Here is a 14,825-nt window from a genome sequence, read left to right as displayed (position 1 = left end):
TTCCAACTCCCGAAATGGTTCGAGAGGCCGCGACCTTCGTAGGCGCCCGACACGACCAGCCACGAAAACGCGACCTTTAGGCCCGCGACAATACGCCTCATACGTGCGCCTGTCAGCCGCCGATTGGCGGGCGAGGTCACAAGAACGTGTGGGCAGGTGACGTTTGAGAATCCGACCAGAGCCCCTTACGAAAGGAAGCATGCCGACGAGAGTTCTCTACCCTGCTCCAACTCCTGCCACGGCCCCTCATCGTGGTCGTTCCGATCCCCTCGATGGGGTGGGAACGCGTGTCGTCAGCCTGTTACCGCACGAATTTGTTCCTGATAGCACGAGCCGGAAAAGGGCCGACTGCGAACTGCTCCAACGATGGGATGGCCCGACATGATCACCCTGCTCGCTCTCTCCGGCAGCCTGCGGGCTGGTTCGTCCAACACCGTGCTGCTGGAGGCCGCTGCCCTGCTGGCGCCCCCTGATCTGCGCATCACGCTCTATGACGGCATCGGCGCGCTGCCGCATTTCAATCCGGATCTCGACGGCGACATGCCGCCCGAGCCGGTGCGCGAACTGCGACGCAAGATCGGGGCGGCCGCCGGACTGCTGATCTCCTGCCCCGAATATGCACGCGGCATCCCGGGTTCCTTCAAAAATGCGCTGGACTGGCTGGTCGGCAGTTCGGAGTTCCCGGGCAAGAAGGTCGCCCTGTTCAACGCCTCCCCACGCGCCAGCGAGGCGCAGGCGTCCCTCAGGCTGGTGCTGCGCACGATGTCGGCGGAGATCGTCGAGGAAGCCTCGATCACGCTGCCCTTGCTGGCGACCAGGCTCGCCCCGGAAGTGATGGCTCGAGAGCCCGGGATCGCGGTGCCGGTGGTTGCGGCACTGATGGCCTTTATGAGGGCCATTGCCATTCCGGGCTGAAAGACGGTGATACCCTCGCGTTCCCCGTGCAATGATCTATCATCCGGCGTCGCCGGAGCAAGAAGGGGAAGCCCATGCTGCGTTCCGCTCTCATCATCGCCCTCCTCGCCATCGGCCTTCCGGCCCTTGCCGAGGAGCGCAAACTCTCAGGCGCCGAGATCAAGCAGGCGCTCTCCGGCCACACGCTGAAGGGCGAGAGCGACAATGGCGAATGGACCCAGGATTTCGATCCGAGCGGACGCACCACCTACAGCCAGGGCAACAGCAACTCGCCGGGCATCTGGCAGGTCAAGGGCGACCAGTATTGCTCGTCCTGGCCGCCCAACCCCAATCTGAGCTGCTATGACGTCACCGAGGATGGCAACACCATAACCTTCATCAGTGCCGGCGGCGGCCGGGCGCCCGCGGTGATCGCGAAATAGGTCGACACTCCATTTTCGCGCCTACGCCCCTCGCGCCAGCGCCCTCACCTCCCCCTCGAGCCGTCGCGTCAGCACTTTGCGGTCCGTCGCGGCGTCATAGATCAGCGCCTCGCCCCAGTTCACCATCACGTCGATCGGTGGGCCGGAGAGCACGCTGATCAGGTGCGGTGCGAGGTCGACGTCGCCGATCCAGGCGACTTCCTTCATGGCGCCACGGCCGATCGGCAGGCCGCCGCGCCTGACGTAGCGAAGGGCTAGCGGCTGCACGTAAGCTGGGCCGTCACCACCGCCCATGGCCTCGCGTGCGGCTCCCAGCAGGGCCGAGCGGAAGGGCAGAATGTGGATGCCGTCGCTGGTGGTACCCTCGCCGAACAGCAGCATGGCGTCGCCGGCCCTGAGCCTGGCGGCAATCGCGGCCGTGACTTCACCCGTCTTGTGGCGACGCTCGCGTTCGATGAAGATGGAGCGCTGCAGCCTGGCGAACAGGCCGATAACCGGCCAGCCCGCCACCTCGCTCTTGGCAATGAAGGAAAGCGGCACCAGCGAGCCCAGCACCACGATGTCGAGCCAGGAGACATGATTGGCGACGATCAGCAGCGGGCGTTCGCGAGCCTCGCCGCCGGTGACGCCGACCTTCACGCCGATGATGGCGAGCACGCAACGATGGAAGAACACCGGGAGGCCGCGAGCCAGCCTCCAGTTCCAGCGCACCGCCAGCCATTGCAGCGGGATAAGCGGCAGAGCGAGCAGGCCGACGGCAACGATACGGCAGAGCGCCTTCAAACGCATGAACGAACGTAATCCCCCTCGGGCGAATGGCCCCGGGGGCCGCTCATAGCAGAGGCAAGAGCTTTGGCGAAGGGCGCGATACGAGCCTCCCCCAACGAAGCTGGGGGAGGCTTCGCGCGGCGCTGTATGACCTTTATCTCGGCCCTACTCCGCCGCGGCCATCATGCCGCCTTTCTTGCCGGCAACCTCGCGGTCGGGCTCGGCCTGTCCCGGCAGCGTTTCCGGGCGCGGATCGTGCTGTTCTGGTTCGGGCAGGACAGCGTGGTCGCGGGCTGGCACCTTGTCCGGGCTGGCGCCGAACAGGCCCGAGATATGGTCCATCGCGAGATACACCACAGGCGTGATGTAGAGCGTCAGCAACTGCGAGACCATCAGTCCGCCGACCACCGCGACACCCAGCGGCTGGCGCAGCTCAGCGCCCGCGCCCTGGCCCAGCGCGATCGGCAGCGCGCCGAGAATGGCGGCGAGCGAGGTCATCATGATCGGGCGGAAGCGCAGCACCGCCGCCTCGACGATCGCCTCCTTGGCCGAGGCGCCCGCGGCGCGGCGCTCCACCGCGAAGTCCACCATCATGATGGCGTTCTTCTTGACGATGCCGATCAACATGATGAGGCCGATCATGGCGATGATCGACAGTTCCAGGCCGAAGAGCTGAAGCGTCAGCAGCGCACCGATGCCCGCGGTCGGGATGCCGGAGAGAATGGTGAGCGGATGGATGAAGCTCTCATAGAGGATGCCGAGCAGGATATAGACCACCAACACCGCCGCAAACAGAAGGAAGGGCATGCCGGAGAGCGAATCCTGGAACTGCTGCGCCGTGCCCTGGAACTGCGTGGAGATCGAGGCGGGAACGTTGAGCTCCTTCGTGGCCTTCGCGATCTCGGCCACCGCCTGGCTGAGGGCGACGCCCGGCTGCAGGTTGAAGGAGATCGTCACCGATGGCAGCTGCCCGATGTGGGACAGCGAGACGGCCGCCGGCTTCTCCACGATATGCGCCACGCTGTCGAGTGGGATCAGCGCGCCCGAGTTCGAGCGGACATTGAGCTTGCGCATCATGTCCTGGGTCGAGGAATAGTCGTTGCTCGCTTCCAGGATCACCTCATAGGTGTTCTCCGGCGCATAGATGGTGGAAACCTGGTTGGTGCCATAGGCTGAGTAAAGGATGGAGCGGATCTGGTCGACGGTGACGCCCAGCTTGGCCGCATTGTTGCGGTCGATCTCGACCACGGCATCGCGGGCCTTGATCTGCAGGTCTGAGTTGACCCCGCTGATGCCGGGGATCTGCGCCATGCGCGCTTCCAACTTCTGGGCGTTGGCGCGCAGTTCATCGATGTCGGGCGACATCAGCGCATACTGATACTGGCTGCGCGAGGAAGTGGCGCCGATATTGATCGACTGCACCGCCTGGAAATAGGTGCTGATGCCGGGGATCTTCGCAGCCTCTTCGCCCAGGCGCCGGATCACGACGTCGATCTTGTCCTTGCGGGCCGGCTTGTCGCGCAGCTGCATGAACATGCGGCCGGAACTGAGCTGGCTCGAGGCGCCGCCGCCGATGCTGGAGATGATCGAGACGACATCGGGATCCTTGCGCAGCTCGGCCACCACGGCCTGCTGGCGCGCCGCCATGGCGTCGAAGGAGACGTCGTCGGGCCCCACCGTCGAGATCGAGATGAGGCCCGCGTCTTCCTGCGGGAAGAAGCCCTTGGGGATGTTGACGAACATGATGCCGGTGACGACGAAGGTCGCCAGCGTGATCGTCAGCATCAGCGCCGGCGCATTCACGGCCCAGCGCAAGGTCGCCTGGTAGCCCCTGGTCAGACCGGTGAAGAACAGATCGAACCAGCGCAGCAGGAACCAGCCCTTGTCCTGCTCGTCATGCTCCCGGATCAGGCGCGAGCACAGCATCGGTGTAAGCGTCAGCGAGACCACGCAGGAGATCAGGATGGCGAGGCCGATGACATAGCCGAATTCCGAGAACATGCGGCCGATGATGCCGCCCATGAAGATCACCGGAATGAACACGGCGATCAGCGACATCGTCATCGACAGGATGGTGAAGCCGACCTCCCGCGAGCCGATCAGGGCCGCGGCGAGGGGCTTCTGCCCGAGCTCCACATGGCGGACGATATTCTCCAGCATCACGATGGCATCGTCGACCACGAAGCCCACGCACAAGGTCAGCGCCAGCAGCGAGATATTGTCGATCGACAGGCCCAGCGCATACATGCCCGCAAAAGTACCGACGAGCGAGATCGGCAGGGCGATGGCCGGAATCAGCGTCGCCCGGAGGCTGCGCAGGAAGAAATAGATGACGATGGTCACGAGCAGGATGGAAAGCAGCAGCGTGAACTCGACATCCTCCACCGCATGGCGGATCGAGGTCGAGCGGTCGAGCATGACGTCCAGGTTCACGCCGACGGGCAGCATGGCCTGGATCTTGGGCAATGCTCCCTTGATCGAATCCACCACCGCGACGGTATTGGCGTCGGGCTGGCGCTGGATGGCGAGCACGATGCCGCGGGTGTCGTTGCGCCAGCTTGCGGTCTGGTTGTTCTCGACGCTGTCGACGGCCTGCGCCACATCCTGCAACAGCACCGGCGCGCCGTTCTTGGAGGTGACAACGATGGGCATGTAGCCCTTGGCGTAGCGGATCGGCCCGGTGGCATCGAGGATGATGTTGCGCCCGTTGGTCTGGGTGTTGCCGACCGGCGTGTTCGAATTGGCAGAGGCAATCGCCTTGCTGAGATCGTCCAGCGTCATGCCGCGGGCGGTGAGCTGATCGAGATTGGCCTCCACCCGCACGGCATATTGCTGCGAGCCGAAGATGTTGACCTGCGCGATGCCGGGCAGGGTGGAAAGCAGCGGCACGATATTCGACTGCGCAAAGCGGTCGATATCCGACATGCGGACCTGGTCAGAGGTCAGCGCCAGGAACAGCACCGGCTGGTCGGCCGGATTGACCTTCCTGAAGCTCGGCGGCGTCGTCATCTCCGGCGGCATGTGGCGCTGGGCCGTGGTCATGGCCGCCTGCACATCGAGCGCCGCGCCATCGATGTTGCGGCTCAGATCGAACTGCAGCACGATCTGCGTGGAGCCGAGGGTCGAGGTCGAGGACATCTGGCTGATGTTGGAGATCGCCGAAAACTGTTTTTCGAGAATGGAGGCCACCGAGGAGGCCATCGTCTCCGGGCTGGCGCCGGGCAGCGTGGCCGTGACCTGGATGGTGGGAAAGTCGACGCGCGGCACCGCTGCAACCGGCAGTTGCCGATAGCCGAACCAGCCGGCGGCGACGAAGGCGACCATCAGGAGGATGGTGGCGACCGGGCGTCGGATGCAAATCTCTGAAAGCATTCGGCTGTCCCCCGGCCTCAGCTCTTGGCGGCGGTGGCGACGGAAACGGTCGCACCGTCAACGAGGCGCAATGTGCCGTCGATGACCACCTGCTCGCCGTCATCCACGCCGCTGGTCAGCACGGCATCGCTTCCAGCGACGCGCGCAACCGCCACAGGCCGAAGCGAGGCGGTTTTACCATCTTTCACCACGAAGACATAATTACCCTTTTGACCGATCTGCACGGCCGCATTGGGCACAACCACCTGGGGCGTCGTGCCGGGGAAGATCACCTGCACATTGACGAAAACGCCGGCCCACAGGATTTCCGACGGGTTGGGTATGTCGGCCTTGATCAGCACAGTGCCGGTGGAAGGATCGACATTGTTCTCGATGAAGGTCACCGCACCCGTCAGCGTGTGCTTTCCGGTGGTAACGTCGACCCTCACGGGCCCTCGCGTCATGGCCTCGCGTAATTCGTTGAGGCGGTCCTGCGGGATCGAGAAGGCGGCGACCGCCGGATCGAGCTGGTTGAGTGTGGCGAGCGGCGCGCTGTCGGAGGTGCGCACCGTCGAGCCCGGCTTGACCGGAATCGAGCCGATGCGGCCGGGCACCGGCGCGCGGATCACGGTGTAGTCGAGTGTCGCCTTCGCCGAGTCGAGGGAGGCCTGGTCGGACAGGAGTTGCGCCTGCGCCATCTTGACGGCGGTGGCGGCGGTGTCGCGGGTGGTGGCGGCGCCGGCATTGCGGGTCAGCAGATCGTTGGCACGGCCGAGGTCGATCTGCGACTGGGCAATCTGGGCCTGGTCCTTGGTGATCTGCGCCTCGATCTGGTTGATCTGGGCTTTGATGGTGCGGTCGTCGAGTGTGAACAGGATATCGTCCTGCTTGACCTGGGCGCCTTCGGCCACGCGCACGCTGGTTACCGCGGTGTTGTCGATGCGGGTGCGGATCTGGATCGAGGCATAGGGCGTCGCGGTGCCGACGGCATCGATCACGATCGGCAATTGCTTGGTCTCTGCGGTGGCGAGAACCACGGGAACGGGGCTGTTGGAGCGGCGGGAACGGCCGCCGGCATCGGAAGCGCCCTGCTGCGCATCGGCGGGATGCAGTGCATCGGCGAGGAAGGGCACCTTGGCGATATAGGCCTCGCTGCCGGGAATGGTTTTCACCGCCCATGGCACCACGGTGGCACGCTGCCACCAGATCAGGCCCCCGAGCAAGACAACAATGAGTACGAAATTGAAAAGACGCTTCATCGGCCCGCCATCAGATCGTCAACATAGGTCTGGGCAGGCACCGCCTCCCCCTTTCATTGCAACGACATGCTCCACACAATCGAAGGCAGCAAACGTCATACGTGCATGATTGCGGCAAAATGCAGCGACTGTGTGAAGAGAATGTTTCCGAAACGGCCCACACGAATTCGTGATGGGCAATTGAGCACATTCGCCCCAATCTTGACCGGCGAGCAGAGCCTGCTTCTCCTTGGGAAGCAACCGAAGATCATCGGAACATTTGAGGCGCTCGCCCGTATCGTTTGGGCAGTTCCTGAGCTGAACGAGCCGGAACGACGGTGCGCTCCTTCTGATCGGATAATGTGTAGATCCAAACGAAAACCCTCTCCGCGGGGGCGGAGAGGGTTCGCAAGCGTCGCGAACGCGAGACGGGAGCGACCTTAGTAGCGATAGAGTTCCGGCTTGAACGGGCCGTTCTGGTCGACGCCGATATAGGCCGACTGCTTCTCGCTGAGCTTGGTGAGATGAGCGCCGACCTTGGCCAGATGCAGGGAGGCGACCTTCTCGTCGAGATGCTTGGGCAGGGTGTAGACCTGCTTGCCGTACTGGCCGGGATTGGTCCACAGCTCGATCTGCGCCAGCGTCTGGTTGGTGAAGGAAGCCGACATCACGAAGGAGGGATGGCCGGTGGCGTTGCCGAGATTCACCAGGCGCCCTTCCGAGAGCAGGATGATGCGGTGGCCATCGGCGAACTGGATCTCGTCGACCTGTGGCTTCACATTGGTCCACTTCAGGTTGCGCAGGCCCGCGACCTGGATCTCGCTGTCGAAGTGACCGATGTTGCAGACGATGGCACGATCCTTCATGGCGCGCATGTGGTCGAGCGTGATGACGTCGACATTGCCGGTGGCGGTGACGAAGATGTCGGCGCGCGGGGCGGCCTGCTCCATGGTCACGACCTCATAGCCTTCCATCGCCGCCTGCAGGGCGCAGATCGGATCGACTTCCGAGACCATGACGCGGCAGCCGGCGTTGCGCAGCGAGGCGGCCGAGCCCTTGCCGACATCGCCATAGCCGGCGATCATGGCTACCTTGCCGGCCATCATGACGTCGGTGCCGCGGCGGATGCCGTCGACCAGCGACTCGCGGCAGCCATAGAGGTTGTCGAACTTCGACTTGGTGACCGAGTCGTTCACGTTGATGGCGGGGAAGAGCAGCGTGCCCTTCTTGGCCATCTCATAGAGGCGATGCACGCCCGTGGTGGTTTCTTCGGTCACGCCGGTGATGGCGAGGGCGTTTCTGGTGTACCAGCCCGGATGGGTGGTGAGCCGCTTCTTGATCGCGGCGAAGAGAACTTCCGCCTCTTCATTGTCCGCGGTCTCGAGGAAGGCGACGTCGCCCTTCTCGGCGCGCAGGCCCAGATGCATGAGCATGGTGGCGTCGCCGCCATCGTCGAGGATCAGGTTCGGCGTGCCGCCATCGGCCCACTCGAAGATCTTATGGGTATATTCCCAGTACTCCTCCAGCGTCTCGCCCTTCACGGCGAAGACCGGCGTGCCGGCGGCGGCAATGGCGGCGGCGGCGTGGTCCTGGGTCGAATAGATGTTGCAGGAGGCCCAGCGTACATCGGCGCCGAGAGCCTTCAGCGTCTCGATCAGCACCGCGGTCTGGATCGTCATGTGCAGCGAGCCGGCGATACGGGCGCCCTTGAGCACCTGGCGCGGACCGTATTCCTCGCGCGTGGCCATCAGGCCCGGCATCTCGGTCTCGGCGATCTCGATTTCCTTGCGGCCCCAGGGGGCCAGGCTCATGTCCTTGACGATGTAGTCGTTGCTGCTCATCGGTGCTTTCCGCGTTTGAATATGGCGGCGCGTCTAGCACAGGCCGTGAGCTGCGGCAATAAGGATATAAGGATTTCTTTATGTGCCCGGGAGCGCGGACGCTCGTAGGACGTCCGCGCTCCCGGGGTGGTCCAGGCTTACCGCCCGAGCTCGGACTGCGTGGGCAGGCGGCCGTTCGGGGTCAACTGGTTGATGATCTCCGGCAAATGCTGGGCAAGCTGGCCCAGCAGATCGTTCGAGTTGATGCCTGCCTTCTGGGCGATATCCTGCACCGTCTGCGAACCGAGCACCTGGCCGAGCGTGCCGGCCGAGATCGACTGGTTCTGGCCGCTGCCGATCCAGGAGTTGAGCACGTCGCCCTGGCCAGCCTGCTGGAATTTCTGCAGGAGGCCGCCGAGGCCGCCGAGCAGGCCGCCGTCATCGGTACCGGCCTGCGGCGCCGAGGGGGCCGGAGCGGGCGCGGGAACCGGCGCGGGAATGGAAGCCTGCGAATTATCCGTGCTGGCACTGCTGCCACCATGTAGCATCTTGGCGAGCAGCAATGCACCGGCCGCAATGATCAGCGGCTTGGCGATATTGCCATTCGGCACGGCATTGTTCACGGCGTTGTCGAAAAAGCCCATCTTGCGTCTCCTCGAGATAAGGGGCGCCGCTCGTCGCGGTCCCCTCCAATGTTGTGTATCCTGCACCTTGCGACAAGCACTTTACAATGATGATCGTGGCAAAAAAATTCCTGTAACTTCCCTTGCGTTATCACAGCATCACCTTGCGAAAAGAAGGTGTGCCCCCGTGATTAAATGATGGTAAGATTCGCAGGTGTCACCCGGCACCACAGAGGGAGCAAATATGGGTATTCTGTCCTGGATCATCCTTGGTCTGATCGCTGGCTTCGTCGGCAGCAAGGTCGTGAACAAGTCGGGCTCCGGCCTGCTGCTTGACATCGTGATCGGCATTATCGGTGCGATCGTCGGTGGCTATATCGCCACGCTGCTCGGCATGGGCGGTGTCAGTGGCCTGAATATCGGCAGTATCCTCATTGCCATCGCCGGCGCGATCATTGTGCTGGTGGTCTACAACGCCGTCGCGCGGCGCTGAGATACTCTCCTTGAACACAGCAAAAGGCCGGTTTCGCACCGGCCTTTTCTTTTGCCTGGCTCAGGCATGCAGAATGAAATCGGGATCATAGGGCACGCTGAACTCGTCATTATCGGACAGCACGGCGAGCGTCTTGCCACGCACCTCCACATCTGTAACCCGGTCCCAGCTCGCCGGCACCGGCATGATGCCGATGGCCTGTCTGAGATCGACCTCGCCATCGGCCGTCAGGCCGATCGAGGTGGGAATGCCCTGATCGCTGAAGGGGTTCGGCGCGATCGACGCCTTATGGCCGGATAAAAGGTAGCTTCGCACCTCCTCCAGCCCCAGCACGCCGCGATGGCGGCTGTTCCAGGGGCTGTAATAGCGCCCGCCATTGCTCATCCACAGCAGCGTCGAGGGAAAATCCTCCGGGCGCTTGAGGCTCAGCACGAGATCGTGCTCGCGATGGCGCAACGCCGCGCCCCAGGCGAAGGCGCGGCCGGGCGCTTCCGGCATCATCACGCAATCCTCGTAATTGCGGTCGAAAGGGTAGCACACGAGGTTGGCCGTGCCGCCATCGGCTCGCGGCGCCTTCTTCAGGTCCTGGAAATGGGCGGGATAAGCGAGGAGCGAGCGGCCCCTGGCGGGGTCGGCCTCCTGCGGATCGGCCGGCGTCTCGATGAAACGTTTGGGCGAGAAGCTCAGATGGCCACCCTGGGGAAGCGACACCATCATGTGCAGCCCGACCGAGACGGCTCCCTCGCCACCCGAGAAGAGATGGCGTTGGTAGAGGAAGGGATGGCCGTCCCGCACCGTGAACTCCTTGGTGACGCGGGCGCCCATCACTTGTTTTTCGAGTTCGAAGCGGGCAAGGCTGCCACCCTCGATTGTCCGCGTCTCAAGATGTTTCCAGGACGAATTGGCTGGCCAGCCGTGGTTCGGCGAACCATCGATGTCGCTGAGGCCGAAGGGCGCGCACAGGAAGTCGCCCGAGAGGCGGGCAAGATGGGGCGGTGTGTCAGGCGCCTGCACCTCTTCGATCCACGGCGCCCGATGCAGCGGTGCAATCTCCCGGCCGCCTCGCACAACGACGAGCGAGCGGATATGTCCCACCGCAAGGTCCAGTGTCACGCTGATGCCGTCCGCCGTCGCCGTCACGAATTCCCCGCTGGCTGTCATGGACTGCATCCTCCTGAATTCGCTGTACTTTATGGCTTTTAAAACAAACAGATGTAGCCATGTCCGCCGCGAAGTATGCCCCAAAAACGATCGGACGCAACACGGCGATGATGTTCTCGCCGAGCACCCTTGGTGGTCAGACAAATTGCTTTTTTTGCAAACTCAGAATTCAGGCTTGCAAGGCACAGATGCACTAATATATTAATGCACTAAATGGGAGTGAAAATCCTTCGAGAACGAGCTGAGCCATGCTGGATACGACAAGACAGACAAACGTCAGGCCCCGGTCCACAGCAGCCAATGTCTACGAGATGCTGCGAAACGATATCGTCCTGGGCACCCTCAAGCCACAGCAACCGATCCGCGAAGCCGAGATAGCTGCCAGCCTCAACGTTTCGCGCACGCCGGTCCGCGAAGCGCTGCTCCGTCTCGCGAGCCTGGGTCTCGTCGACATCTTCCCGCAGAGCGGCACGCTGGTCGCGCCGATCCGCATCGAGAAGGTGCGTGCCGCCCAGCTGATCCGCGAAGTCGTCGAGGTCGAGGTTTGCCGCCGCGCCTGCCGCATGGCGAGCCATGAGGACCTGGAAGCGCTCTCCTCGATCCTGGACGAGCAGGAATTCGCAGCGATCCGCAAGGATATGCGTCGGGTCTACGAGCTGGACGAAGTCTTCCACCGCCGCATCTTCGAGACGGCCGACTGTGTCGCGGTCTATGAGGAACTCGAGGACGTCAAGACCCATCTCAACCGGCTGCGCTTCGTCACCGTAAACTGGCCGAACCGCCCGAACTCCATCATTGCCGAGCACCGCGATATCCTGGCGGGCCTGACCGCCCGTGACGAGCAGGCAACGGCGGCAGCGATGACGATGCATCTGCGCACCATCCTGCAGGTGCTCGACAATTTCGGCACGCGGCCTCAATAGGCCCTGCCGATCCGACATGCGTCAGGCAGACCGGAGCGAGAGCGCAATCGGCGGCACGCGGCCGAAGTCGGCCTGGGCACTCTCCTGGCCCCCACTTCTATTCCAGTACCATCATCACCGCCACGCTGACCGTCTCCCTGCCCACGCTGCAGTCCCTCCTGCTCTTGCAGAAACATGTCGTCCGCGGCCCACCTCTTGGGACCGGCGGATGAGCAGCCCCGGACTTCATTGCTTCGTCCAAAAGGTATTCCGATGAAGATCGTCGACCTCAAGGCCACCACCGTCGCCGTGCCGCTGGAAGCGCCCTTGCGCCATGCCGCCGGCGCGCATTGGGGGCGCTTCATCCGCACCATCGTCGAGGTGGTTACCGATGAGGGCATCATTGGGCTTGGCGAGATGGGCGGAGGCGGGGAATCCGCCGAGGTCTCGGTGCGCTCGCTGCTGCCCTATCTCAAGGGCCATGATCCCCTGCAGCTCGAGCAGTTGCGCTGGAAGATCATGAATCCCACCGCCTCGCTCTATAACAACCGCATGCAGCTACACGCCGCCATCGAGATGGCCTGCATGGACGCTGCCGGCAAGAAGCTCGGCATCCGTGCCTGCGATCTCCTCGGCGGCGCCATCCGCGACACCGTCCCCTTCGCCAGCTATATCTTCTACCGCTACCTGAACGAGGAGACCGGCAAGGGCGGCGAAGTGACGCCCGACGCCATCGTGGCGCACACCAACGACCTCAAGACCCGCTACGGCTTCAGGACCCACAAGCTGAAGGGCGGCTATTTCGCACCCGACCACGACATCGAGACCTATCGGGCGCTCGCCGCCGCCTTCCCGCGTGACAAGCTGCGCCTCGACCCCAACGCCGCCTGGTCGGTGGAGGAGGCGGTTCGCGTCGGCCGAGCGATCGAGCATCTCAACAACGACTATTTCGAGGATCCGACCTGGGGCCTCGAAGGCATGCGGCGCCTGCGCAGTCTGGTGCGAATTCCCACCGCCACCAACACTGTGGTGGTGAATTTCGAGCAGCTCGCCACCAATATCCGCCTGGAGGCCGTCGATGTCATCCTGCTCGACACCACCTTCTGGGGCGGCCTGCGCCAGGCCCACAAGGCGGGCACCGTGCTCGAAGCCTTCCAGTATGGCGCGGCAGTGCATTCGTCCGGCGAGCTTGGCATCCAGCTCGCCTCGATGTTGCATCTGGGGGCGGCGCTGCCCAACCTCTCCTTCGCAGCGGACGCCCACTACCATCATCTCACTGACGATATCATCGTCGGCGGGCCGCTGCATTATGTCGACGGCGCCATCGCCCTGCCGGAGGGACCGGGCCTCGGCGTCGAGCTCGACCGCGAGAAGCTCGCCAGATATGCCGAACTCTATCGCGAGGTCGGCGGCTACACCTATGACCGCGATCCGGGACGGCCGGGTTGGTACTCGGTCATCCCCGAACAGAGGTTCGCGCGGGTGGAGGGGTAGGCTGGGAGCACAGTCATCCCGTGCGCGATGCGGCACGAAGTGCCGCATCGCAGACACGGGATCGTCGTCTGCTTGTGCGCCCTTTCCCGTTTACGGTCCCGGATCTGCACCGCATCGCTTCGCGCTGCAGTGCGTCCGGGATGACCGCATCACGCCGCCCTGTAGCGCGCCGCGGCGTTTGACTGCCTGAAGTTCGGCAGCATGGCCTGGCGGGCAGCATTGAAGTTCTCCCACTGGCCGGCATCCGGCAGCGGCGGGATCGTGACGGCCTCCTTGCGGTCGAAGCCTACCAGCGCCGCATCGACCAGTTCGCCCACCTCCATCACGCCTTCGATGGTGTTGATATCGCGGCCCGAGCGTTCCCAGATCTCGGTACGGGTGGCTGCCGGCAGCACAGCCTGCACATAGACGCCTTTGGGCCCAAGCTCGACCTGAAGACTCTGCGACAGGGTCAGCACGAAGGCCTTGGTGGCCGAATAGACGCCGAAGGAGATTTCCGGCGCCAGCGCCAGCACAGATGCAAGGTTGATGATGGCACCTTTGCCCTGGCGAAGGAAACGCGGCACGACGGCGGCGGTCAGCCGCGTGAGAGACGTCACGTTGAGGCGGATCAGCCAGTCAACTGCCTCTGGATCCTGATCGGCAAAGCCGCCATGGGCGGCGGCACCGGCATTGTTGACGAGGACGCCGATCGCCTCGTCGTCGCGCAGGCGCGTCTCGACGCGGGCGATGTCTGCATTATCCGTGAGGTCGGCCTTGATGATGTCGATGGCGACGCCGCTCTCGGCGCGCAGGCGTGCGGCCAGCGTCTCCATGCGGGCCTGGTCGCGGGCAACCAGCACGAGGTCATGGCCGCGGCGGGCGAAGCGCTCGGCATAGGTCGCGCCGATGCCGGTCGAGGCGCCGGTGATCAGCACGGTGGGAAGCGATTGGGTCATTTTCGAGCTCCTTGCAGACCGGCCCTTCTCGGCACCGGCACTTGCTATTCATGATGTCCATCATGATTGATGCATTCATGATGGACATCATGTATAATGTCAAGTGAATTGAAGGAGCCAAGCCATGAAGGTCAGCAAGGAGCAACTCGCCGAGAACCGCCAGCGCATCCTCGATGCAGCGGCGCGGCTGTTCCGCGAGCGCGGATTCGAGGGCGTGACGGTGGCCGAGATCATGGCTGCGGCAGGTCTCACCCATGGAGCCTTCTATGGGCATTTCAGCTCAAAGGAGGATCTGATCGCCCAGTCTTTCGCGCATGTGTTGTTCCCGGACTCGGATAAGACCGAGGATGAGAAGACGATGGCCGATTATGCCGGCGTCTATCTTAGCGCCCGGCATCGGGATGGGCCCGGCAATGGCTGCCTGTTCTCCACGCTCGGCTCGGAGGTCGGCCGTACGAAGGGCCCAGCGCGCCATACCATGACGCAGGCGCTGAAACGACGGATCGAGATCTTCAGCCAGACGGCACCGGGCGAGACCCCGGAAGAACGCCGACGCGCCGCCATCGCCGGCTGGGCCGCCATGGTCGGCGCGATGGTGCTGGCGCGTATCTCGGATGATCCAGCGCTCTCGGACGAGATCATGCAGGAGACCAGGGAGGTGCTGAGAACGTGAAGCGGGAACGGGGGTCTCAGGAAGTCC

The 14,825-nt window shown here is 63.7% G+C and carries 13 protein-coding genes; 6 read left to right on the top strand and 7 right to left on the bottom strand.

What is annotated here, in order from left to right:
* Positions 1-381: 381 nt before the first annotated feature.
* Complete coding sequence (locus ACMDCR_RS04520) at positions 382-915, top strand: NADPH-dependent FMN reductase (protein ID WP_413991378.1); 534 nt, start codon at positions 382-384, stop codon at positions 913-915.
* 74 nt (positions 916-989) lie between these two features.
* Positions 990-1,337, top strand: a complete 348-nt coding sequence (locus ACMDCR_RS04515) for a hypothetical protein (RefSeq protein WP_413991377.1) — start codon at positions 990-992, stop codon at positions 1,335-1,337.
* Between the two features lie 21 nt (positions 1,338-1,358).
* Here ACMDCR_RS04515 and ACMDCR_RS04510 read toward each other — a convergent pair whose 3' ends face one another.
* From ACMDCR_RS04510 to ACMDCR_RS04490, 5 genes are all read right to left on the bottom strand, one after another.
* Complete coding sequence (locus ACMDCR_RS04510; protein WP_413991376.1) at positions 1,359-2,126, bottom strand: lysophospholipid acyltransferase family protein; 768 nt, start codon at positions 2,124-2,126, stop codon at positions 1,359-1,361.
* 144 nt (positions 2,127-2,270) lie between these two features.
* A complete protein-coding gene (locus ACMDCR_RS04505; RefSeq protein WP_413991375.1) occupies positions 2,271-5,477 on the bottom strand; it encodes an efflux RND transporter permease subunit in 3,207 nt (1,068 codons plus the stop codon).
* 17 nt (positions 5,478-5,494) lie between these two features.
* Positions 5,495-6,715: an efflux RND transporter periplasmic adaptor subunit gene (locus ACMDCR_RS04500; RefSeq protein WP_413991374.1), complete on the bottom strand. Its 1,221-nt coding sequence runs from the start codon at positions 6,713-6,715 to the stop codon at positions 5,495-5,497.
* A gap of 419 nt (positions 6,716-7,134) precedes the next feature.
* On the bottom strand, positions 7,135-8,535 hold the full coding sequence (ahcY, locus tag ACMDCR_RS04495; RefSeq protein WP_413991373.1) for an adenosylhomocysteinase: 1,401 nt from the start codon (positions 8,533-8,535) through the stop codon (positions 7,135-7,137).
* A 137-nt stretch (positions 8,536-8,672) separates the two neighbouring features.
* The gene (locus ACMDCR_RS04490; RefSeq protein ID WP_413991372.1) at positions 8,673-9,158 is read right to left on the bottom strand and encodes a YidB family protein; all 486 of its coding nucleotides are present in this window, start codon (positions 9,156-9,158) and stop codon (positions 8,673-8,675) included.
* Between the two features lie 223 nt (positions 9,159-9,381).
* On the opposite strand from ACMDCR_RS04490, the gene ACMDCR_RS04485 reads away from it, so the two are divergent.
* Complete coding sequence (locus tag ACMDCR_RS04485) at positions 9,382-9,630, top strand: GlsB/YeaQ/YmgE family stress response membrane protein (RefSeq protein WP_413991371.1); 249 nt, start codon at positions 9,382-9,384, stop codon at positions 9,628-9,630.
* 60 nt (positions 9,631-9,690) lie between these two features.
* Here ACMDCR_RS04485 and ACMDCR_RS04480 read toward each other — a convergent pair whose 3' ends face one another.
* The gene (locus ACMDCR_RS04480) at positions 9,691-10,791 is read right to left on the bottom strand and encodes a hypothetical protein (RefSeq protein WP_413991370.1); all 1,101 of its coding nucleotides are present in this window, start codon (positions 10,789-10,791) and stop codon (positions 9,691-9,693) included.
* Between the two features lie 248 nt (positions 10,792-11,039).
* Between ACMDCR_RS04480 and ACMDCR_RS04475 the strand changes: the two genes are divergently transcribed.
* Together ACMDCR_RS04475 and ACMDCR_RS04470 are read left to right on the top strand one after the other, a co-directional pair.
* Positions 11,040-11,714, top strand: a complete 675-nt coding sequence (locus ACMDCR_RS04475; RefSeq protein ID WP_413991369.1) for a GntR family transcriptional regulator — start codon at positions 11,040-11,042, stop codon at positions 11,712-11,714.
* A gap of 252 nt (positions 11,715-11,966) precedes the next feature.
* Positions 11,967-13,187 carry an enolase C-terminal domain-like protein gene (locus ACMDCR_RS04470; RefSeq protein WP_413991368.1) on the top strand — a complete coding sequence of 407 codons (1,221 nt, stop codon included), beginning with the start codon at positions 11,967-11,969 and terminating at the stop codon, positions 13,185-13,187.
* A 149-nt stretch (positions 13,188-13,336) separates the two neighbouring features.
* Here ACMDCR_RS04470 and ACMDCR_RS04465 read toward each other — a convergent pair whose 3' ends face one another.
* On the bottom strand, positions 13,337-14,125 hold the full coding sequence (locus ACMDCR_RS04465; protein ID WP_413991367.1) for an SDR family NAD(P)-dependent oxidoreductase: 789 nt from the start codon (positions 14,123-14,125) through the stop codon (positions 13,337-13,339).
* Between the two features lie 124 nt (positions 14,126-14,249).
* On the opposite strand from ACMDCR_RS04465, the gene ACMDCR_RS04460 reads away from it, so the two are divergent.
* On the top strand, positions 14,250-14,798 hold the full coding sequence (locus ACMDCR_RS04460) for a TetR/AcrR family transcriptional regulator (protein ID WP_413991366.1): 549 nt from the start codon (positions 14,250-14,252) through the stop codon (positions 14,796-14,798).
* Positions 14,799-14,825 lie beyond the last annotated feature (27 nt).

The sequence above is a fragment of the Labrys okinawensis genome (genome assembly GCF_047345005.1).
GTDB classification, from domain to species: domain Bacteria; phylum Pseudomonadota; class Alphaproteobacteria; order Rhizobiales; family Labraceae; genus Labrys; species Labrys okinawensis.
Note: the sequence above shows the minus strand (reverse complement) of the source record. Positions and strands in the feature narration are given on the sequence as shown.

What these genes read in the sequence shown, in the direction of transcription:
- ACMDCR_RS04460 (WP_413991366.1), top strand. Translation starts at nt 14,250, where the DNA reads ATGAAGGTCAGCAAGGAGCAACTCGCCGAGAACCGCCAGCGCATCCTC.
- ahcY (WP_413991373.1), bottom strand. Translation starts at nt 8,535, where the DNA reads ATGAGCAGCAACGACTACATCGTCAAGGACATGAGCCTGGCCCCCTGG.
- ACMDCR_RS04485 (WP_413991371.1), top strand. Translation starts at nt 9,382, where the DNA reads ATGGGTATTCTGTCCTGGATCATCCTTGGTCTGATCGCTGGCTTCGTC.
- ACMDCR_RS04475 (WP_413991369.1), top strand. Translation starts at nt 11,040, where the DNA reads ATGCTGGATACGACAAGACAGACAAACGTCAGGCCCCGGTCCACAGCA.
- ACMDCR_RS04470 (WP_413991368.1), top strand. Translation starts at nt 11,967, where the DNA reads ATGAAGATCGTCGACCTCAAGGCCACCACCGTCGCCGTGCCGCTGGAA.
- ACMDCR_RS04500 (WP_413991374.1), bottom strand. Translation starts at nt 6,715, where the DNA reads ATGAAGCGTCTTTTCAATTTCGTACTCATTGTTGTCTTGCTCGGGGGC.
- ACMDCR_RS04465 (WP_413991367.1), bottom strand. Translation starts at nt 14,125, where the DNA reads ATGACCCAATCGCTTCCCACCGTGCTGATCACCGGCGCCTCGACCGGC.
- ACMDCR_RS04505 (WP_413991375.1), bottom strand. Translation starts at nt 5,477, where the DNA reads ATGCTTTCAGAGATTTGCATCCGACGCCCGGTCGCCACCATCCTCCTG.
- ACMDCR_RS04480 (WP_413991370.1), bottom strand. Translation starts at nt 10,791, where the DNA reads ATGACAGCCAGCGGGGAATTCGTGACGGCGACGGCGGACGGCATCAGC.
- ACMDCR_RS04490 (WP_413991372.1), bottom strand. Translation starts at nt 9,158, where the DNA reads ATGGGCTTTTTCGACAACGCCGTGAACAATGCCGTGCCGAATGGCAAT.
- ACMDCR_RS04520 (WP_413991378.1), top strand. Translation starts at nt 382, where the DNA reads ATGATCACCCTGCTCGCTCTCTCCGGCAGCCTGCGGGCTGGTTCGTCC.
- ACMDCR_RS04515 (WP_413991377.1), top strand. Translation starts at nt 990, where the DNA reads ATGCTGCGTTCCGCTCTCATCATCGCCCTCCTCGCCATCGGCCTTCCG.
- ACMDCR_RS04510 (WP_413991376.1), bottom strand. Translation starts at nt 2,126, where the DNA reads ATGCGTTTGAAGGCGCTCTGCCGTATCGTTGCCGTCGGCCTGCTCGCT.